This is a genomic window from Natronoglycomyces albus, assembly GCF_016925535.1.
Lineage (GTDB): Bacteria > Actinomycetota > Actinomycetes > Mycobacteriales > Micromonosporaceae > Natronoglycomyces > Natronoglycomyces albus.
Map to the genome: position 1 here is coordinate 3,037,378 of NZ_CP070496.1, position 21,565 is coordinate 3,058,942.

The 21,565-nt window shown below is 59.2% G+C and carries 10 protein-coding genes; 2 read left to right on the forward strand and 8 right to left on the reverse strand.

What is annotated here, in order from left to right; translation table 11 throughout:
- Positions 1-725 precede the first annotated feature (725 nt).
- The 7 genes from JQS30_RS13115 to JQS30_RS13145 form a co-directional block, all read right to left on the reverse strand.
- Positions 726-2,516 (reverse strand): ABC transporter family substrate-binding protein, encoded by a 1,791-nt coding sequence (locus JQS30_RS13115; protein WP_213170696.1) that lies wholly within the window; start codon positions 2,514-2,516, stop codon positions 726-728.
- Between the two features lie 658 nt (positions 2,517-3,174).
- Positions 3,175-4,959 (reverse strand): ABC transporter family substrate-binding protein, encoded by a 1,785-nt coding sequence (locus tag JQS30_RS13120; RefSeq protein WP_213170697.1) that lies wholly within the window; start codon positions 4,957-4,959, stop codon positions 3,175-3,177.
- 530 nt (positions 4,960-5,489) lie between these two features.
- Positions 5,490-7,262 carry an ABC transporter substrate-binding protein gene (locus tag JQS30_RS13125; RefSeq protein ID WP_213170698.1) on the reverse strand — a complete coding sequence of 591 codons (1,773 nt, stop codon included), beginning with the start codon at positions 7,260-7,262 and terminating at the stop codon, positions 5,490-5,492.
- A 636-nt stretch (positions 7,263-7,898) separates the two neighbouring features.
- A complete protein-coding gene (locus JQS30_RS13130; RefSeq protein ID WP_213170699.1) occupies positions 7,899-9,662 on the reverse strand; it encodes an ABC transporter substrate-binding protein in 1,764 nt (587 codons plus the stop codon).
- A gap of 263 nt (positions 9,663-9,925) precedes the next feature.
- The gene (locus tag JQS30_RS13135; RefSeq protein ID WP_213170700.1) at positions 9,926-11,692 is read right to left on the reverse strand and encodes an ABC transporter substrate-binding protein; all 1,767 of its coding nucleotides are present in this window, start codon (positions 11,690-11,692) and stop codon (positions 9,926-9,928) included.
- A gap of 593 nt (positions 11,693-12,285) precedes the next feature.
- Entirely contained in the window at positions 12,286-14,046 is a 1,761-nt protein-coding gene (locus JQS30_RS13140) for an ABC transporter substrate-binding protein (RefSeq protein WP_213170701.1), read from the reverse strand.
- Positions 14,047-14,594: 548 nt separating this feature from the next.
- On the reverse strand, positions 14,595-16,337 hold the full coding sequence (locus JQS30_RS13145; RefSeq protein WP_213170702.1) for an ABC transporter family substrate-binding protein: 1,743 nt from the start codon (positions 16,335-16,337) through the stop codon (positions 14,595-14,597).
- A 665-nt stretch (positions 16,338-17,002) separates the two neighbouring features.
- On the opposite strand from JQS30_RS13145, the gene JQS30_RS13150 reads away from it, so the two are divergent.
- Positions 17,003-17,791, forward strand: a complete 789-nt coding sequence (locus tag JQS30_RS13150; RefSeq protein ID WP_213170703.1) for an NAD(P)-binding domain-containing protein — start codon at positions 17,003-17,005, stop codon at positions 17,789-17,791.
- A 310-nt stretch (positions 17,792-18,101) separates the two neighbouring features.
- Positions 18,102-19,247, forward strand: a complete 1,146-nt coding sequence (locus JQS30_RS13155; RefSeq protein ID WP_213170704.1) for a protein kinase family protein — start codon at positions 18,102-18,104, stop codon at positions 19,245-19,247.
- Positions 19,248-19,363: 116 nt separating this feature from the next.
- Here JQS30_RS13155 and JQS30_RS13160 read toward each other — a convergent pair whose 3' ends face one another.
- Positions 19,364-21,454, reverse strand: coding sequence for a HelD family protein (locus JQS30_RS13160; RefSeq protein ID WP_213170705.1), 2,091 nt, complete (start codon positions 21,452-21,454; stop codon positions 19,364-19,366).
- Positions 21,455-21,565 lie beyond the last annotated feature (111 nt).

Genomic DNA, 21,565 nt, shown 5'->3' on the forward strand with positions numbered 1-21,565 from the left:
CTGAAAGAAACCTGGTCTCCAACCGTGATCGGACCGTTATCAGCACCGATTGAAGTCCGCTTTATTCACTTGAATTCGCAAGCACATATGTTTGCTAATTTATTTTGCAATTGCCCACTCAGCGTCACTCGACGCGATTGAGCACCTACGGAATGCGAACATGAGAGCTGTATCACCGTGCTGTATCCCAGGTCACCCCTCCGTTATCATTCCGCAATAATGCGGACCTTATGAATGTTTATTCGGTGGATTTCCCTATCCCCATTGGACTATTACCCGAATTTTCCACTAATTGAATGCGCTATTCATTCACTCAAATCAGATGTTTTCCGATTGGGGATAATACGATCGTCGAACCCACTAGGCCTATTTAGCCGATGGTGCGCATCACGAAATGGGCGCTCATTCTCCACAGCTGACAACGGACGCATCCCAAGGCAGACGCGCCCTGCGGGCACCACAAGGCCCCAGAACGCGCCCACAGGTAACGGGCAAAGAAAATGGGTGGAGGGCGTAGCCCTCCACCCACAGCTGTGAGCATATTCCCTTTATTCGATTTTTATTAGCTCGATGGGCTGTATCCGCATTGTGTTTGTTAACTCGTGAGGCCAATGTGAACTGGCCTCACGAGCGATGTGCGGAGCTATGGAGCTTCAGCCCGGGCGAACAAGCTAGCGTCCAAGGGCACAAGGCCCCCTTTCCCTAACCCAACGAGCTGACGTGCGCTAGCTCAACGAAGCCGCGGCGGCATCTTCGTCGGCATAGCCCCACTCACCGATGTTGTACAGACCACGGTTGGACGAGCTGGGGTTGTCACGGACGTTGACGAGGTTCTCGTCAGCCATGATGACCACAGGCTGGTCAACCAGAGGAAGCACGTAAGCTTCCTCAACCAGCAGCTCGATCGCCTCGTTGGTGTACGCGGCTGCCTCGTCGATGTCGTTGGTCGTCAGGATCTTCTCGATGACCGCGTCCAGTTCCTCGTTCGAGAGGTCACCGAAGTTCGAACCCGAACCGGTGTACCACTGTTGCTGCGGAGCGGTCGCGAATAGCGGGCTGCCCGACCAACCGAAGACGATGAGGTCATAGGCACCCTCGGACAAGACTGGACCAAGGTCACCAGCCGGGATCGAGTCCAGCGCCACGGTGATACCAATATCGGCCAGCTGCTGCTGGGTGATTTCGGCGATGTCCGAACGGATCGTGTCGTCCACGGCCGCGCGGAAGTTAAACGTGACCTGCTCTCCCTCAGGAGTTAGCAGATTGTCGTTGGAGTCCCACTCGTAACCGGCGTCCGCAAGGATCTGCCGAGCCGCATCGTGGTCTCCGGTCCCCTGCGTCGAGTTCGCGTAGGCGTCAAAGTGGTAAGGGCTGTCAGCGGAGAACGAGTGGTTAACCTTGCGAACCTGGTCGTCAACGGCCAGGCCGAAAGTGCGGTCCACCATTCCTTGCACGTCGATCGCGGTGAAGACAGCCTTGCGCAGCTCGACATCAGACAGGAACTCATTGTTGGTGTTGATGTCAATGTGCGTCCACGAGGGACCAGGGCCGGTGTGGTAGTTAACGCCATCCAGGGAACGAATGTTGTCCATCTGGTCGGGATCGATCGAAGCCGGGCTGGCCATGTTCACCGAGCCTTGACGCAGCTCGGTCACGATCGACTCCACATCCGGAATCACCTGCAGTTCGACCTCATCAAGAGTGACCTCAACGTCGCCGACGTACTCGGGGTTCGGCTCCAAAATCACGTACTCGCCAGCCGAGGCGTCACGGATCTTCATCGGACCGGCCGACCAGGTCGGAACATTGGTCGAGTGCCACACGGCAGACTCGCCCATGACGTCCGGGTCGTCCATCCAATCCTCGAAACCTTCATTTTCGATGATGTGGGCGGGGTAGGACAGGATTGACTGGAAGGGCCATTCCGGGTTGGCGTAGCCATCCACGTAGGTGACGGTGATTTCGTTGTCGCCAGTCTCGTCGATGGACTCGACGTTTCCGCCCCACGCGGTGGAAGCGGGCATGCAGTCTTCCTGGTTGCAGTGGTCGGCGTTGCCTGACCAGCTGTACCAGTTGTAGATGAAGTCCTTGTAGGTGATCGGCGTGCCGTCACCCCAGTTGGCGTCGGGATTGAGGCTGTACTTCACCGTCAGCGGGTCCTCCGAGACCAGCTCAGGTTCGCCGGTGACGATGGCCGAGTTGTATCGCGGCGTGGTGTCAGGCAGGAACTCCAACGTATCCGGGTAGATCGCTCCGATGGCCTGCACGGCATAGACGTTACGGTCCGAGGCCCGGTTGGTGTTCCAACCGGTCCAACCGGAGTCGATGACAGCCGTGACTTTCCCGCCCTGCACTCGCTCGCCGGAGTTGCATCCATTCGGGTCATCCACACAGTCGTCGAAGCCGAAACTGTCGGAACTACTGTCGCCGTTTCCATTGCCGCCGCAAGCGGTCAGCGTCAGCACCGCCGCACATGCGACGGCAAGCCCCGAAAGGGACTTTCGTTTGATATTCATGTGTCCTCCATATGGTGCACGAGTGGAGGGTGCTAGGGCTTGAATCGGCCATGCGCGCCGTGCATGGTTCCCGATTCGTTCACCGGTTAGGTGGATGCTGTTGCCCAGTCGCCACTCGCGTTGAAAACTCACTGTGACACAAAGGTGAGCCAAGTTACCATCTACTGAGAACAAATGCAGCTCATTCGTGACTGGGCCGTGATCTATTAATTGTCAAGAACTCGGGGCCTGAGCAGGGGTTTTGCCCGTTTAGTGTGGTAACGACCAGTAGCCGACTCATCACATATGCCCTTTTTTTCCGCATTCTGGGACGTCGATTCGCCCGCTATTAGTCCCGCTGGAACGGTTTCGCCCATACTGGCCGTCATCGACGTTCCCCGTCGAATGACCTTCTATGAAGGTGACAGGGCGAAATGGGTGCCGCTGCGAAATTTCCAATCGTCACACCTTTTTAGCGCTCCACGGCTAGCTGACACAAGAATGGGTGGAAGGCATGCCTTCCACCCGTGGCCGGATATGGAAACCCGGCATCGAGTCGATCATCATCTAAGATGAAAGGTTTACCGGGCCCGCGCTGGACGCGATTGTCGGCTCACCGACCTACGTGCGGTTGAACCGGTGCGCCACCAGCCCGGGCCGAGACCAAGCTAGGAGCTGACTAGCTCAACGAAGCCGCGGCGGCATCTTCGTCGGCATAGCCCCACTCACCGATGTTGTACAGACCACGGTTGGACGAGCTGGGGTTGTCACGGACGTTGACGAGGTTCTCGTCAGCCATGATGACCACAGGCTGGTCAACCAGAGGAAGCACGTAAGCTTCCTCAACCAAAGCGGCGATCGCTTCGTTAACAAGATCGGCGGCCTCGTCAATGTTGTTGGTCGAGGTGATCTTCTCTACCGCCTCATCAACAGCGGCGGAAGACAGGTCGCCATAGTTCGACGATGACCCGGTGTACCACTGCTGCTGTGGAGCGGTGGTGAATAGCGGGCTGCCCGACCATCCGAAGATGATGAGGTCATAAGCGCCCTCGGACGTCACCGAGCTGAGGTCACCGGCGGGAATCGACTCCAGCACAATGTCGATGCCGATCTCGGAGGCTTGCTGCTGGGCGATTTCGGCGATGTCCGAACGGATCGTGTCGTCCACGGCCGCGCGGAAGTTAAACGTGACCTGTTCCCCTTCAGGGGTCAGCAGATTGTCATTGGAGTCCCACTCGTAACCGGCGTCCGCAAGGATCTGCCGAGCCGCATCGGCATCCCCGGTCCCCTGCGTCGAGTCCGCGTAGGCGTCAAAGTGGTAGGGACTATCGGCCGCAAAGGAATGGTTAACCTTGCGAACCTGGTTATCGACGGCTAGACCGAAAGTGCGGTCCACTATGGCTTGAACGTCGAAGACGGTGAAGACAGCCTTGCGCAGCTCCACGTCAGACAGGAACTCATTGTTCGTGTTCGCGTCAATGTGCGTCCACGAGGGGCCGGGCCCAGTGTTGTACCGAATACCGTCCAGGGAACGAATGTTGTCCATCTGGTCGGGATCAATCGAGGCCGGGCTGGCCATCTGCACCGAGCCTTGACGCAGCTCGGTCACGATCGACTCCACATCCGGAATCACCAGAAGTTCGACCTCATCAAGAGTGACCTCCATGTGCCCGACATAGTCGGGGTTCGGCTCCAAAATCACGTACTCGCCAGCCGAAGCGTCACGGATCTTCATCGGGCCCGAAGACCAGGTGGGGTAATTTTCCGAATGGTAAATCGCGGACTGGCCCATCACGCCCGGGTCGTCCATCCAGTCTTCGAAACCGGCTTCCTCGATGATGTGGGCGGGATAGGACAGCACGGTGTTGAACTGCCATTCGGGGTCGGCGTGGCCATCCACGTAGGTGACGGTGATTTCGTTGTCGCCAGTCTCGTCGATCGAGGCGACATTCCCACCGTACTTAGTCGAAGACGATAGGCAGTCTTCGACGGTGCAGTGGTCGGCGTCGCCCGACCAGCCGTACCAGTTGTAAATGAAGTCCTTGTAGGTGATCGGCGTGCCGTCACCCCAGTTAGCCTCGGGGTTGAGGCTGTACTTGACCGTAAGCGGGTCCTCCGAGACCAGCTCAGGATCTTCGGCGAAGATCGCGGGGTTGAACAGGGGCGTGCCATCAGGCTGGAACAAGACGTTCTCGGGAAACACCGCTCCCATCGCCTGCACGGCGTAAACGTTACGGTCCGAGGCCCGGTTGGTGTTCCAACCGACCCAGGCCGAGTCGATGACAGCCGTGACCTTCCCGCCCTGCACTCGCTCACCAGAATTGCAGTTGTTCGGGTCATCCACGCAGTCATCGAAACCGGCTCCGTCGGCGCTTCCGTCGCCGTCGGTGCCACAGGCCGAGAGGGTCAAAGCAAGCGCCGCGGCGATCGCCGTCCCCATCACGGACTTTCTTTTGCGAATCATGTGTCCTCCATAGCTATGCCAGGCGGGTGGACGGGGCTTTGCCACGACAGTGTTCGCCCAGAAGTGCTGTCGTGTTTCGCCTTCGACCTTTCGGGCCCAAGGCTGGCAGGCACCGCCTCCTGGCGTTACCGCCATCACTTTGTCACATCGGTGAGCCAAATTACTGTGGCCGTCAGCAAACGCGACCTTTTCGTGATTGCCCCGTGATGTTGAGTTCCCACCTCAAAAACAGCATGCGGCCTGGAGAATATCCATTATCTACCGTTCTGCCCGATAGTTGATCACCCCTTTTTTCCGTATTTGACATATAAAATGATTAGTTGGCACAGGCGACCAGACGGTGACGGATTACTTCAGGTAGACCGCTGCTTTGAAGATCACCTTCGTTGTCAGTGGCACCCAAATTACTGTGCGGACTATGTCGCAAGTGGAATTGACGGTGAGTTGGACGTCTTAAGTTCTTGCCTGGGACGGCTGTGGGGCACGACCGTTTTTGGTCGTGCCCCACAGCCGTACGAGTTACGACAGTGTTACTCGGTGCCTTCGGCGTAGCCCCATTCGGCCATGTTGTACAGCGCGCGGATTGAGGTGGCCCAGTTGTCACGAATGTTGACCAAGTCCGAATCCGCCGCAATCAGGACTGGTGCGTCGATAATCGGAAGCACATAGGCCTCGTCGGTGACGGCGAGCACGGCCTCGTTGGCGCGGTCGGCGGCCTCAGCCAGATCCGTCGTGCTGCGGATGTTGCTGGTGAGCTCGTCGACGAGTTCACTGTTGAGGTTTCCGTAGTTTGACGCGGAAGTGGAGTGCCAGTGGTTGTGCGGCTGCGCGGTGAAGCGAGGGTCAGTCGACCAGGAGTAGGTGATCATGTCGAACTGACTTTCGTTGAGGACCGTCGCAAATTCGGTACCTTCGAAAGTGTTGACGTTAATATGGATGCCGATCACACTCAGGTAGTGCTGGGTGAGCTCGGCCATCGTGGTGCGCAACCGGTCTCCGGCCACCACCCGGAATTCCAGCTCCACCTCATCGCCCTCAGGGGTGAACAGGGTGTTTCCCTGGCGATCCCAGGTATAGCCTGCCTCTTCCAGGATCTCCCGGGCTGCCATCTCATCGCCTGTTCCCTGCGGAGAGTCGGCGAATGCGTCGATGTGGAACTCGGAGTCGTTCTTAAAGGTGTGGTTGGTCTTGCGCTCAAGGCCCTCTACCGTCAGCCCAAAGGTGCGGTCGATCAGGTCCTCAACGTCAATGGCGGTGAAGACCGCTTTCCGCAACGCCGGATCCTGGAGCAGGTCGGATTGCATGTTGAAGTCGATATGAGTCCAGTTCGGACCGACAGATAGGAAGTGGTCGACGCCCTCGATGAAGTCAATCTGGCCCACCGATTCGGGGTCAAGGTTTCCTGGCGCGAACCCTTGAACCGTCTCCTGCCGCATCTCAGTGATGATGGAGTCTTGGTCGTTGAAGACCTCGATGGTGATGGTGTCCAATGTGGGTTTGATCGAGCCGGCCCAGTCTGGATTTGGCTCATAGATGATGTAGCTGCCAGCCTCGGCCGATTGCACCCGATAGGGTCCCGCAGTCCAGTCCAGCGGAATTGTGTCGGAGAAGTACCAAAAGGATTCGCCCATCACATCTGGGTCACTGGCCCAGTCCTCGAAACCATTGGCCTCGGCAATATGTGCCGGGTAGCTGAGCACCATGTGGTACTTCCACTCCGGGTCAATGTAGCCGTCGTTGTAGGTAATGACGAAGGTGTTGTCACCGGTCTGTTCGATGTCGGAGACGTTCGCGCCCCATGTGATAGCACTGGACTCGCAGTCCGCTGGCGAGCACAGCTCCTCGTTTCCCGAGCCTTGGTACCAGTGCCATAGAAAGTCGTCGAGTCCAATGGGAGTGCCGTCGCCCCAGTTGGCGTCAGGATTGAGTTGATATTGAACCTTCATCGGGTCTTCTTCGATCAACTCCGGCTCTTCGGTGAGAATGCCGTCATTGATACGCCACTCGCCGTCAGGGTGCCACTCCCCTATCTTGGGTTGCTTGCCCGCTAGCACTTGCGCGAGCCCCACCGAACGGTCGGCGGTGGCCCACTCATTCCAACCGCCCCAACCAGCGTCTAGCGCCCACACGACGTCACCGCCCTGTCGGCGTTCCCCGGAGTTGCAGGTGGCTGGCTCGATCTCGCAATCATCGAAGCTACCGCCCATGCCTTGATTGGCGCCACCGTCACCGCAGGCCGTCGCGCCCATGGCCAGAGCGGCGAACAGCGCCACCCCTGCGACGGCTTTAGGTTTGTTAAACATTGGTCTCCTCACATCATGGCCAGGAGCAGTTGGGGGAATTAAGGGTGTTCGTGACAGATTCACGTTTCATGCCACACATAAGCACATATTGGCTTCCTGGCCGGAACGACCAGCTTGTCACAAATAGGCGCGATCTGACACGAGGGGATCTGCAAAAGGTGCCCACTCGTGATGAAACCGTTATCAATGTGACTAATGAGCCCAATTGCGCACAGAAGATGTTTGAAGCCACCAATAGGGCATAGCGCCAGGTCAGTCGTCTGACACCACGTTACTCAAGGGCTCAGGGATCGATCACGCTCCCCAGTGGACCCACGAGATCGTTGAGCGCCTCCGGGCAACCTCCCACAGCGTAGCCACATCACGACAGGCAAGAAAAGTGCGTATCGAGCGCAGACTCGATCGACGATTCACTTAATAGCGCCCATAGACAGTGGACATGACAAGGCTCCGGTGGTTCCCTTCTGAGGAACCACCGGAGCCGATGCCATCGGGATGATGGAGATTTAGGCACACTCCACAGTCCTAAGCGGTCTAAGACTGCCCTAGCTGCGTTCAGAAGTCGTAGCGGTTGGCCCACTTCTTTGCGCGACACGAGGCGGAGTGTTCACTGTGTTCAGTTATCGAACTGTGAACTCACTCGGAGCTCCAGCCCCACTCATGGATGTTGTAGAAGGTGTTGAGGTTCGTCTGCGTGTTTTGACGCACGTTGACGAGGTTCTCGTTGATGACCAACAGCTCCGGGCTGTCCGACTGCGGCAGCACGTAGGCCTCGGCGACCACCGCTTCCACGGCGGCGTTCGCGCGAGCGGCGGCCTCGTCCATGTCGGCCGTCTCAAAGATCGAGTCGACCAGTTCGTCCACTGCCGAGGAATCCAGCTGTCCGTAGTTCGACGTCGAATCCGAACGCCACTGAGCCGACGGGTTGTTGGCGAACTCAGGCGAGCCGGTCCACTGGAAGTTAATGATGTCGAACTCGGCGTTGTCCAGCGTACGGCTGAAGTCCTCAACCGCGTAAGTGCTGATGGAAGCGTCGACACCGAGATCGATGAGGTACTGCTGTACCAGCTCGGCGGTGGTCTGCGCATCGGCACCAGTCGAAGGCACTCGATATTCCAAGGCCACTTCGACGCCGTCGGGAGTCAATAGTTGGTCGTCTTCCCAGGTGTAGCCAGCGTCCTCGAGAATCTCGCGGGCGGCCGCGGTGTCACCGGAACCGTGACCGGCCTGCGCGACGTAGTCAACGTGATAGTTGTCGTTGTCATTGCGGAACACGTGGTTGGTCTTAGGCTCAGCGGCCTCAAAGGTCAGACCAATGGTGCGGTCAATGACGTGTTGGACGTCGATAACGGTCAACACGGCGTGGCGCAAGGCCTCATCGCGCAGGAACTCGTTTTGGACGTTCAGCGTAAAGTGACGCCAAGCCGAACCGCCGGTGAGCGCGAAGTTCACTTCTTGGGCGCTCTCCAGGGTCTGGATGACCTCGGGGTCGTAACGGCCCATCGAGGCACCGTGCACCGAACCCTGGCGGATTTCGGTCACGATCGACTCTGGATCGTCCATCGACTCAATGCGGATGCTTTGCGCCAGCGGACCGTCTCCGGTCCACTCTTCGTTGGGCTCCAACATGATGTAGTCGCCGATGACGCCGTCTGTGATGCGGTATGGCCCCGCGGAGTACTCCGGAACCGTGCCCGCGAAGTTCTCCAGGGACTCGCCCATGGCCACTGGGTCGCTCTTCCAGTCTTCGAAGCCATACTGCTCGGCCAGGTGAGCCGGGTTGGTCAAGACGACGGCGTATTTCCATTCCGGCGTCAGGTAACCGTCCCGGTAGACCACGTGAACCGTGTTCTCGTCGACTTCCTCGATGTCGGCCACGTTCGAGCCGTACACCGTGGTGCGCGGCTGGCACTGTTCATTGCACAGGTCCGAGTCGCCCGACCAGGCATACCAGTTGTAGATGAAGTCGTCCGCGGAGAACGGCGTACCGTCGCCCCAGCCACCTTCGGGGTTGAGGTTGTACTCAACCGTGAGCGGCTCCTCGCTGACCAAGTGGGGTTCTTGGGTCAAGACATGCGGGTTGTGCTCCCATGAACCATCGGGAAGCCAAAACCCTACGGTCGGGAACACCGGCTGAATCGCCTGGCGCGTGTAGTTGTTCATAGTCTCGGAGTGGACTTCCGACCAACCGGACCAGTCGCCGTCGATAACCCACACGATCTCTTTGTCGCCGGTGGCGTTGGGGTCAAAGTTGCAGTTGTTGGGGTCGTCATCGCAGTCTTCGAAACCACGGCTGGCGGAGTCGCCATCGGTTCCGCCGTTGCCGCATGCCGTGAAGGCCATAACGGCAGCGGCGCCCATGGCAACCGACGCCATGAGCCGCTTGTTGTGAATTTTCATCGTGCTCCTCCCATAGGGGCTAATTCTGGAGTGGAAAAGGAGAGACTTTCGCATTTTGGGTTCGAGAGCAAACCCATTTCTTCGCAGCGCGGCTGAAGGAGAGTCGCCGAGACCGGCGCCGCGACCACAGTAGAGGTCTGGGGAGGCAGACGGGGACGGTCATTAAATATGACCGCCCCCGTCTGTGTGTTCTCATGGCACTGACATCGCCGTAGGCCCGCAAGGGCCTAGTGCCAGTACCAGTTCAGGTGGCCCAAGGGTGTTTAGCCCTCTTCGGCCCAGCCCCACTCGGCGATGTTGTAAACACCGCGCTGCTGCGAGGCCCAGTTGTCGCGAACATTGACCAGGTCCTCGCTGATGAGGATCAGGGCCGGGGACGCGGCGATCGGCAGGACGTAGGCGCCCTCCTCGACCAGGATCTTGCCGGCTTCGTTGGCGTATCCGGCAGCTTCGTCGACGTCGGTGGTCGACAGAACCTGCGCGGCCAGCTCGTCGAAGTCATCGTTGGCCCAGCCACCGAAGTTCGAACCAGATCCACCGCTGAACAGCTGGGTGGGGCCGGTGGCGAAGGTCGGAGAACCGATCCACTGGAAGCTAACCACGTCGAACTGCTGCTCCATGAGCACCTCGGTGAGCTCACCGTCAGCAAAGCTGGACAGGCTCACGTCGATACCGATTTCGCTCAGGTAGGCCTGGAACAGTTCAGCGGTGGTCTGAGCGTTGTCACCCTCGGCGGGCAGACGGTACTCAAGCTCCACGGCGTCGCCGTCCTCAGTCGTCAGCGTGTCACCTTCCCAGGTGTAGCCAGCCTCTTCCAGGATCGCGCGAGCGGCCTCAACGTCACCGGTGCCCTGCGTGGAACCCTCGTACAGGTCCACGAAGTAGTCCGGGTCGTCGTTACGGAAGAAGTGGTTCAAGGCGCGCTCGGCGTCTTCTTGGGTCAGACGCGTCGTGCGGTTGAGGATTTCCTCGATGTCAACGGCGGTCAGTACGGCCTTGCGCAGTTCCACATCGCTGAGGAAACGGCTCTCGGTGTTGAGGTCGAAGTGGCTCCAACCAGGTCCGGCCGCGACGTTGTAGCGGATGCCGTCAACGCCGTCCAGGGTCGAGATGTCGTCGGGGTCGAAACGGCCCGGCGTGGCGCCGTGGATCGTGCCCTGACGCAGTTCGGTGATGATCGCCGAGGTGTCGGAGAACACTTCCATGCGGATGTTCGACAGCGTCGGCTGAACGTCGCCGGCGTATTCTTCGTTGATCTCGTAGGAGACGTAGTCGCCCATGTCGGCGTCAACGATCTTGTACGGACCAGCGGTGTACTCCGGAACAGTGTTCACGAAGTTGACCAGCGACTCACCCATGACCTCAGGGTCGGTCTTCCAGTCTTCGAAGCCGTATTCCTCGGCCAGGTGGGCCGGGTTGGTCAGCACCGTGGCGACCATCCACTCGGGCGTCTGGTAGCCCTCGTTGTAGGAGATGACAATGGTGTTGTCTTCTTCACCTTCGGTGATGTCCTCTACGTGCGGGCCCCAGCCCAACGAGCGCGGCTCACACTGCTCGTCACAGAAGTCTTCGTTGCCCGACCAGGCATACCAGTTGTAGATGAAGTCATCGAGCCCGATCGGCGTACCGTCGCCCCAGGTTCCCTCAGGGTTGAGGTGGTACTGGACCTGCATCGGGTCTTCGTTGATGAGTTCCGGCTCTTGGGTGAGGATGTGGGTGTTGTAGTGGAAGTCGGCATTCTGGTCGAAATAGCCGATCCGCGGAGCCACCGGCTCCAGGACGTCACCGGCGGACTGGCCGTAGGCACCGTGTACCTCGGACCATGAGGCCCAGCCACTGTCCAGACCCCACACCAGCTCCTCGCCGTCGAATGCTTCGCCGGAGTTGCAGGTGGTCGGGTTCTCGTCACAGTCTTCGAAGCCGACTCCGGCGCTGCTGCCATTCGAGCCTGATCCACCGCACGCTGACAACAGCAGCGCGGCGGATGCCGCGGCTGACACGCCGAGCACCGTCTTCTTCTTACGGAACATGTATTTTCCTCCATTGTTGGGCCGGGCGGATTTGCAAGGTAGCGCCGCACAATTTCGCTTGAACCCGGATATCATCCGCGCTCGTGTCACCTAGTCTCGCGACTGCGCAAGGGTATTCCCGGCCCTGTGGCCATAGCCTTACATAAACAAGTGCGTGGTGACAGTTACAGGTGGCGAACTGGTGCGTACTCGTGATGCATTTGTTATGCGTCACAACAAAGCAAAAAGTAGTCGGACCATATCATTGGGTTACCTGAATTTGGGTCACTTGAGCAGGGAAAATGCCGTGTCGCCGAAAAATGATGTGGTGGGCGGCATTCATTGGCGCAATCACGAAAACTGTTCTCGATTAATCAGTCAAGTGTGTCGGGCGCCACACATAGCGCAAGCGCCTGACCACCACAACTAGGCGCACTCACATCGGTAGCACGAATCAATCGGCGACAATCAGCAACCGCCAATATGAAAACTCTACGTTGGTGTTTCTCGCAGCCCTAGCCGCGAGAAACACCAACCGCTTCTTAACCTATTCAGCCTACGACGGCATTGGCTTTTGTCGCGCACGTTGAACAATGCGGGCGACTGGCGAGGTATCAAGCACTTCCCTCGTCAAGCCAACCCCATTCCTCAATGTTGTATAGGCCTCTTTGCTGAGAAGCCCAGTTATCGCGCACGTTGACCAAGTCCTCGTGAACCATGACCAAGACCGGGTTATCGGTGATGGGAAGGACGTAGGCCTCTTCGACCACCGCTTCCACCGCCGCGTTCGCCCGGGCGGCCGCCTCGTCCATGTCAGTCGTTTGCAGGACTGACTGAACCAGCTCATCGATGTTCTCGTTCTCCAAGTTGCCGAAGTTCGAGTTCGAGGTCGAATGCCAAAACTGGCTCGGGGCAGAGGCAAAGGTCGGTGAAGAGATCCACTGGAAGCCAATGACGTCGAATTGCGCCCCCATCAAGACCTCCGTGAGGTCACTGGGCTCATACGTCACCAAGGTCACCTCGATCCCAATTTCGCCCAGGACGCTTTGGAACAGCTCTGCCTGCACTTGAGAGTTAATGCCCTCAGTGGGAAGCCGGTATTCCAACGTCACCTGCTCGCCATCGGGGGTAAAGAGCTTGCCTTGCTCCCAGTAATAGTCGGCGTCTTCCAAAATCTCCGAAGCGAAGAAGACATCCCCCGAGCCCTGCCCAGTTGAGGTCACATAGTCGACGTAGTAGTCGGTTCGGGTCGGGAAGATGTGGTTGCCGCGAACCTCCACCTGGTCATGGCTGAGACGAACCGTGCGGTCGAGGACCTGCTCGATGTCGAACGCGACGAGTACGGCCCGGCGCAACTGCTTGTCTTGCAGGAACTGGTTGTTCATATTCAGGTCAATGTGGCTCCAGCCGGGCCCGGGGGCCACGTTGTAACGGAAGCCAGAGCTACTGCGAAGAGCCGAAATATCGTCGGGGTCGTGGCGACCCGGCGTCGCCCCGTGGACGGTCCCCTGCCGCATCTCAGTGATGATGGCGGAGGTGTCCGCGAAGTACTCCATCCGGATATTGGACAGCACCGGTTGCGTGTCGCCCAGATAGTCCTGGTTGATTTCGAACCGGACGTAGTCACCCATTTCCGCGTCAACGATCTTGTAGGGACCGGCCGAGTACTCGGGCACGGTGTTCACGAAGTTGACCAGCGACTCGCCCATGACCGTCGGGTCGGTCTTCCAGTCCTCGAAACCGTACTGCTCGGCCAAGTGAGCCGGATTGGTTAGCACGGCGGCGAACTTCCACTCCGGAGTGAGGTAACCATCGACATACCTAACGACGATCGTGCCCTCATCAGTCTCAGAGATCTGCTCAACATTGGGACCCCACGCCCCAGAACGCGGCGAGCACAGGTCCTGATCGCACATATCGGGGTCGCCAGACCACGCATACCAGTTGTAGATGAAGTCGTCGAGCCCAATGGGGTTGCCATCGCCCCAGTTCGCGCCCTCCTTCAGGAAGTATTCGACCTCCATCGGATCCTCGTTGATCAGCTCAGGTTCCTTTTCAAAGAGAGCCGAGTTGAGAACCCATTCGCCATCGGGATGGAACGTACCGGTGCGGGGGAAGACTGGCGAAATCACGTCTCCAGCTGCCGCACCGAAGGACGAATGCACCTCTGACCAGCTATTCCAGCTGGCATCTAGAGCCCACACCACTTCCTCTCCGTCGCGACGGGGGCCGGAGTTGCATTCGGCCGGGAAATCCTGACAATCATCGAAGCCCTGGCTGCGATTGTCATCTCCCGAGCCGCCACAGGCGGTCAGCATCAGCGCCGTTGATGCCGCAATCACCACGCCCGTAGCAAAATTCTTTTTAACGAACATCTGTTTCTCCTCATATGCGGAGCTAGCTGGCGCAAGCGCGCCGTAGCGCCCGTCGAAGACGGGGGTATGTCACCGGGGTCGGTCTAGCTCCACCGATAAGCCTGCCACCCAACGCGTCGGTAGCGCACGTTTGAACCGGCTCTGGTACTCCGTTGTAATACAGATGTGACCTGCGAAAATGTTCTCAATTCCGGGCAATTGAGCCATTGGAGAGTTATTCGACCATCCCAGTGCATAGCCATATCCGCCATTCGGTTGAGGAGACACTAGCCGATCGACTAATAAGGTCGACTGCCCAAAAAAACGCTTTCGCCAGCCCTGTGATACCGAGGCGCAACCGTCGGTAGGCAAAACCGCGGATACATCGGCACGATGGCCCCAGATACTGGCTCACGCCCGGAGCAAAACCCACCCGAACCTAGATAAACCAAGGGCCCGAACACGTGGTGTTCGGGCCCTTGGGGCCGGCTTGAGCCGACAGGCCAGCGAGCGATATCAAGTGACCGTCCAAGCAAAATTGCCCACAGCGGCACTCAAGGGGAGCGGACCTATTGAGCCGCCAAGCCCCACTCGGCCATGTTGTACATCGCCCGGCTCTGGGTGGCCCAGTTGTCGCGGACATTGACCAGTTCGTCATTGGCCATGATGATCACCGGCGTGTCGGTTATCGGCAGCACGTAGTGATTCGTCACCGCCTGTTCCAGCGCGGCGTTAGCCAGCTGGGCCGCCTGGTCCATATCGGTGGTCTCCATGACCTCCTCAGCCAACGAGTCGAGCACCTCATCGTCGAGACCGCCATAGTTCGAACCAGACTGTGAATGCCAGTACTGGTGGGCGTTTTGCGCAAACGTCGGCGACCCAGTCCATCCGAAGTAGACCATGTCATAGTTCTGGCCCGACAGAACGTCACCAAGTTCACCGGTGGCGATCTGGTTGAGCTGGATGTTGATACCCAGGTCGCCCAGCTGCTGTTGGAGCAGTTCGCCGTAGGTCACGTTGATCGAGTTGTCGCCCCCAAAGCGGAATTCCAGCTCGACGGGTTCTCCATCGGGAGACAAGAGCGCGTCGTTGTTGTCGAACGAATAGCCCGCTTCTTCCAGAATGGACCGAGCGGCCTCGAGGTCACCGGTGCCCTGTGCGGTGTCAGACAGGTAGTCCTCGAAATAGTCGTTGTCGTTACGGAAGATGTGGCTAAGCTTGCGCTCCAAATCCTCCATGACCAAACGGTGTCCACGGTCAAGCATCGCCTCGACATCGATGGCGGTAAAGATGGCTTCCCGCAGCGCGTCGTCCGACAGGAACTCGTTGTTCATGTTCATGTCGATGTGATTCCAGGCCGGACCGGCCGAGACACGATAGTTGATGCCTTGAGTTCCCTGGAGCTGTTCCAACATGTCCGGGTCGACCGCCGAGGGCGAAGCGCCGTCAATGGAGCCGTTGCGCAGCTCGGTGATGATCGACTCGACCGACTCGATGCGCTGGAGCGTGATCTTGTCCAAAGTCGGCTGGATCGAACCGGCCCACTCCTGGTTGGGTTCCAAGATCACGTAGTCCGACACGGCGGCGTCAGTGATTTTGTACGGCCCTGCGGTCCAGGTCGGCACCGTCGAGACGAAGTGATTGACCGACTCTTCCATGGCAGAAGCGTCGTTCTGCCAGTCAAAGCCTTCCGCTTCAGCGATGTGGGCCGGGTGGGAAAGGACTTCCTGCATCATCCACTCTGGCGTCAGGAAGCCGTCGCGGTAGGTGACGATAATGGTCTGTTCGTTGTCACCTTCATCGATGGAATCGACGTTGGCTCCATACGAAGTCGCGGGCGGGACGCAGCCTTCACACAGGTCTTGGTCACCGGAGCGGGCATACCAGTTCCAAATGAAGTCGTCGACGTTCACGTTCGTGCCATCGCCCCATGTGGCCTCGGGGTTGAGGGTGTACTCGACCTGTAGCGGGTCATCCGAGAGCATCTGCGGCTCCTCGGCCAACAGGCCGTCGTTGTAGACGAAATCGCCTGCTTGGTTGAATTCGCCAACACTGGGCAGGGTCGCCAAGATCGCCTGGCGGGTGTAGACGCTGGAGCTTTCCGTACTGACCAAGCTCCATCCTTCCCAGCCCGAGTCGATGGCCCAGTTGATCTCGCCGCCGTCGCGGCGCTCGCCCTCGTTACAGGTGACCGGGTTGTCTTCGCAGTCTTCGAATCCGGCCCCGGCGGGGGTGGCGCTTCCGCCGCCGCAGGCGGTGAGGACTAGGGCCAGCGACGTGGCTGACACCAGTCCAAATACTGATTTCTTCATCAACATCTCTCTCCTCCGAAAGTGAGCCGGGAGGCGAACGAGTCGACACGACGTTCTCGCGAGCCAATGCCCGCGCCAAACCTGGTCGCATCATTGAGACCAAGGCGAGGCTGGGCCATATGACACAGGACCATGACCGCACCCGGCCAGGTCATGGCCACGGATGGGGCATCGGGGTCCGGAGTGGGTGTCGGTCGACCGTTGGAGGTCGCCTTCCGGCGGTGTTGCGACCACCCTGACACATAAGTTGAGAACCCAGCCGCAACAATGTGGTTTCGTGGCAGCCTCGTGACAAAGATGTTATGCGGCCTGTGAACTAGCCCTCATTCGAAAATTCCGCAATGGACACTTCGCTCTCTGCACTGAGATTCTGGAGCTCTATTGCCATTGCCACCTCAATTCACCTCACATTTGCTCTTCTCTCCACTGTCCTCAGTATTCACATAGTGCAGGTTCTGCACGTGCCTGACGGGTGGATGAATATGACCTGCGTGGTGAGCTCGTCATCGGCCACCACGGGCGCAATCCCGTTGAACCAACCGATGAGAGGGCCAAGCTGACGTACCAGCCTTCTCATCGGGTATTCCAGTGGCCTAACAGAAGCTAAACGGTAGTAGAGGATTGATCTCTCAACCGGCACACCCAACCTGAAGGAGCAGTTGAGTATGGCGAGTATTGGAATCATAGGAGTCGGCGAAATCGGGCGAGCCCTGGTCACTGGACTACAAGACACCAACTCCCCGCCCCATGTATGGCTTTCGCCTCGGAATGCGCCAACGGCCTCAGCGTTGTCAGCGCAATTCGAGGCGGTGCGGGTGTGCGCTGATAATCAGGAAGTGGTCGACCATTCCCAGATCGTCGTGATATCGGTGCGTCCATCGGACCAAGACGCAGCTCTAGACGGTCTGCGGATAAGTCGCGAGAAGACAGTAATCAATGTGATGGCCGGAGTATTCAACGACGACCTGCGTCGGAGGCTGTCCACCGAAGCGGCAATCGTGCGAGCCATACCGCTCCCGGCGGTGAGCCAATGCCAGGCCATCACCGTAGTTAGCCCATCGCATCCGCAGGTGAACGAGCTCTTCGATCAACTGGGAGGTTCGTTGCCGGTCGCAAGTGAAGACGAACTCAATGTCTTCTCCGCGTTGACGGCAACTTTGAGCACTCAATACCGATACTTGACGACCACTGCCGCATGGGCTGTCAGTCAAGGACTCTCAACTGAGGCAGCGGATCGTTACGTTCGCGGCCTCTTCCAGGGCATCGGCCGGGCGCTGGAGGACCGTAGTCACACCTTGGATGAACTCGCGGCTAGACATGAGACCCCGAACGGAATCAATCACCGAATCCGCACCACATGGTTTGACGAGGCCAATGTTGGCGCGTTGACCAGCGCTCTTGACGAACTACTGGCCTCCCTCTCCCCACCCAAACGAGGAACGACTTGCGACTAGTGGGGGGTGATTACTGCCCCGGTACCCGAGGATCAAGCCGGGTCCTCGGACTTGGACCGCAATCGCAAAATAAAGCAGGTGAGCGCCTCGGCAGAAGCATGTAACGGTTCTATGTACCCAGCTGGGGAATGCCTCGCGACTGACATGTCTTGCAGGTGAAAACCATGCTCACAGCTGAATCATGTAGCAGCTCCGGTGTGAGGCGGGACGGGATCAGAACTATCACCTCATGTGAGAGGCTGGCCAAAGCTCCTGTCACGGTGTCTCCTACGCGGTCGCACGAGGGGCGGGTGCCAGCCTGGAGGTAACGTTGAAAAGCCCTGAGAAGTCGCGCCGCCCTCGTCTAGCCGCCCACGGAGCTGTTTCCACTTGGCTATCGCTATGCAGCGATCGCAAACTACGTGAGCTCGTGGACGCCGCCACACCGGTCGGTTCCGGCATCGGCGGGACGACTGTCCTGCTGGAGGTCGACCGAACCCCTGTCTTCGTCAAGCAGGTACGTCTGACCGATCTCGAACTACAAGCTGAGAACGTTCACTCCACCGCAAATCTGTTCGAGCTACCGCTTTCGTGCCATTACGGCCTGGGCAGCATCGGTAGCCCCGGGTTTGGAGCGTGGCGGGAGCTGGCCGTACACACTATGACGACGAACTGGGTGATCGCGGGAGACTATGAGGGCTTCCCCTTGATGTACCACTGGCGGGTGCTCCCGGGCACTGGCGAGCCGCTTCCCGATGAACTGGCCGATGTGGAACAAGCTGTCGACTATTGGGGTGGTGGCCAGGGAATACGTCACCGGATCGAGGCTCTACAGGAATCCTCGGCGAGCCTCTTTTTGTTCCTGGAGTACTTCCCGCACAACTTGCATGACTGGCTGAGTGAACCGGTCAAGGCCGGAGACGAGGCTGCGGCGCGAGCCTGCGCCATGGTCGACAGCGAGTTGGAAGCTGGCATCTCGTTTATGAACGCCCACGGGTTGCTTCACTTCGACGCCCACTTTGAGAACATCCTGACTGACGGCCAGCGGCTTTACTTCGCCGACTACGGCCTCGCGATCTCCTCACGCTTCGAACTCGCCCCAGCCGAGGCCGACTTCTTTGCCCAACACCGCAGCTACGACCGGTGCTATACCGCCACCCACCTAGTAAACTGGCTGGCCGTGGCTTTGCACGGGCACGAACCGGAGGAACGCAGGGCGTTTGTGCGTTCCTGCGCCCAAGGGATGCCTGGGCCGGGAACTCCGCCGGCGATCGCGGCACTTCTCGTCCGTCACGCGCCAATCGCCGCCGTGATGGGAGATTTCTATCGCCAATTCCAACGGGAGGACCGGGCAACGCCCTACCCGCTGGAGGCAATCCGGCGGGTCGAAAAACCAGACGACGCGCCTGAGTCCACGAAGCCATATCAGGAGGCCTATGCAAAAGCGCACATTCAAGGCCCCAGAATGCGGAGTTGAGACAGGTAAACAAGCCGCGAAAGTGCCTTTTGCATAAGCCTCCAGGCTGTTGACCTAGCCCGGCCCTCACCGGCCGCCGAGGCGGAGGCACCCCAAGGAAATTTGCGGGAAAAGCTCTAGCCGACGCCCATCTCCTGGGGCAACGACAGGGAGTGCACCAGGGTTAGGCGCGACACCGCGCGGGTCACGGCCACATACAACAGGCGCAAACCAATACGTTCGACCGCAGCGATATGCGCGGGTTCCACAACCACCACATGATCGAACTCCAAGCCCTTAGCCACCGAGGCGGGAATAATCTCCACACGCTGCGTCTGTGCCAGCGTCGGACCCAACGCCTCGATCAGCGCGGGGACATCCGCATCGTGGGCGATGACGCCCACCAGTCCTTCTTCGGCCAGCGCCTGGGTGATGGCTTGTTTGGCTCCCGTTAGCGGGTTTGGCGCGTGCACGTGGTCTAGTTTGCCGTCTCGGCGGATGGACTTCGCGGGTGCGACGTCGACGTCTAGGTGCGGCAGCATGTTGTTGGCCAATTCCACGATGGCCTCTGGTACGCGGTAGCCGATGGTCAGTTCGCACAGCTCGGCTTCGGGTTTGCCCAGGTGGCCGAGTAGTTCTTTCCAGCTGTGCGCCGCCCATGGAGTTGTGCCTTGGGCGAGGTCGCCGAGGACGGTGATTGACCCGTGGGCGCTGCGGCGGGCGATGGCGCGGGCCTGCATTGGCGAGAGGTCTTGGGCTTCGTCGATGACGAGGTGTCCTGACAGGTTCGACCAGGTCAGGCAGGATTCGAGCTCGTCGAGGAGGACGATATCGGCTGCTGTGAGTTTGAGCGACCGGCCTGGCATGGCCAAGTGGTCTTGTTCGCTGGTGGTGAGTAGTCCTTCGCAGCATTGGGCGCGAAAGTCGCAGTCGGTGTAGAGGCGCCGTAGGACGTCTTTGGCTTTGAGGCGGGGCCATATGGCGTCGAGGAAGCCTTTGACGACGGGGTTACGGCCGATTTTGCTTTCCCATTTGCGGTCGGGTGACTGTCCGGTGCGTAGTTCGGCTTGGCGTCGGATGCCCGAGATGATGCCCTGTTTGAGGAAGTCGAGTCCGGCTAGGTAGGTCTGGTGCTCGTTGCCCGCGTCGGTGGCGAGGTCTGAGAGGAATTGGTATCCGAGTCGCCAGCGCCAACCTTCGTCGGAGATGACCATGCCTTCGGGTTCTTGGCCGATTTTTTCCAGTGCTGTGGGGACGGTGCTGACGTGGGACCAAACGGCGCGGCGGCAGATTTCGGCCATGCGCTCGTTGTGTTTGATGTATGCGGCCTCGGGTGTGTCGGTGTGTTTGGCGGCTTGGGTTGACAGCAGGGTGTCGATGGTGAGTTGGCGTACTGATGCTTCGCCGAGAGTGGGGAGGACTTGGGAGATGTAGCGCAGGAAGTTTTCGTTGGGGCCGATGATGAGGAGGCCGTTTTTGGCTAGTTGTTCTCGGTGGGTGTAGAGCAGCCAGGCCGCGCGGTGTAGGCCGACGGCGGTTTTTCCGGTGCCGGGTGCGCCTTGGACGCATAGGGACGTGGAGAGGGCGCGGCGGATGAGTTCGTCTTGTTCGGGTTGGATGGTGGCGACGATGTCGCGCATGGGGCCGGTTCGGGGGCGTTCGATTTCGGTGGCGAGGATGTCGGAGGTGGCGTCGATTCCGGCGGTGAGGTCTTCGTCTTCGAAGCCGGTGATGGTGCCGTTGCCGAATCCGAATCGGCGGCGTTTGAGTACGTCTTGGCGGTTGTGGACGGAGGCGCGGTAGTAGCGTTCGGCGACGCGGGCCCGCCAGTCGAGAACGAGGGGGTGGTAGGACTCGTCGCGGATGTGGCGGCGTCCGATGTGGTAGTCCTCGTCGGGGTTGGTTGGTTCTTCCCCCATCCACAGGCGTCCGAAGAATAGGGGGATGTCGGGTCGGTGGCGGAGGTCGGCCAGACGTTGGGCGCGGTGTTTTCCTAGCGCGAAGGCGACGGTGTCGTCTGAGGTGATGTCGGAGATGGCGAGGTTTTTGCTGCCTTCGGCGATTTCTTCGCTGGCGAGAGCGGTGAGGTGGTCGGTGGCCTCGTACATGTCGGCCATGGCGGCGGTGGCGCGTTCGAGGTGGGACCGTTCGGCGGCGAGTTCGTGTTCTAGGTCGGGCGCTGGTGACGGTTCGGTTGTGGATACAGGTGTGGACCCGGTTGAAGACATGGTGGATTTGTCCTGACTAGAGCAGTGATTCTGACACGGCTCCACCGACCCCAGAATTGCTCGCGCGACTTTGGTCGTGCCGGTATGAGTGGGCATTTCGCGAGATAGCGG

Coding starts and splice junctions, on each gene's coding strand:
- JQS30_RS13115 (WP_213170696.1), bottom strand. CDS start 2,516: ATGAATATCAAACGAAAGTCCCTTTCGGGGCTTGCCGTCGCATGTGCG.
- JQS30_RS13140 (WP_213170701.1), bottom strand. CDS start 14,046: ATGTTCGTTAAAAAGAATTTTGCTACGGGCGTGGTGATTGCGGCATCA.
- JQS30_RS13145 (WP_213170702.1), bottom strand. CDS start 16,337: ATGAAGAAATCAGTATTTGGACTGGTGTCAGCCACGTCGCTGGCCCTA.
- JQS30_RS13150 (WP_213170703.1), top strand. CDS start 17,003: ATGGCGAGTATTGGAATCATAGGAGTCGGCGAAATCGGGCGAGCCCTG.
- JQS30_RS13130 (WP_213170699.1), bottom strand. CDS start 9,662: ATGAAAATTCACAACAAGCGGCTCATGGCGTCGGTTGCCATGGGCGCC.
- JQS30_RS13125 (WP_213170698.1), bottom strand. CDS start 7,262: ATGTTTAACAAACCTAAAGCCGTCGCAGGGGTGGCGCTGTTCGCCGCT.
- JQS30_RS13135 (WP_213170700.1), bottom strand. CDS start 11,692: ATGTTCCGTAAGAAGAAGACGGTGCTCGGCGTGTCAGCCGCGGCATCC.
- JQS30_RS13120 (WP_213170697.1), bottom strand. CDS start 4,959: ATGATTCGCAAAAGAAAGTCCGTGATGGGGACGGCGATCGCCGCGGCG.
- JQS30_RS13160 (WP_213170705.1), bottom strand. CDS start 21,454: ATGTCTTCAACCGGGTCCACACCTGTATCCACAACCGAACCGTCACCA.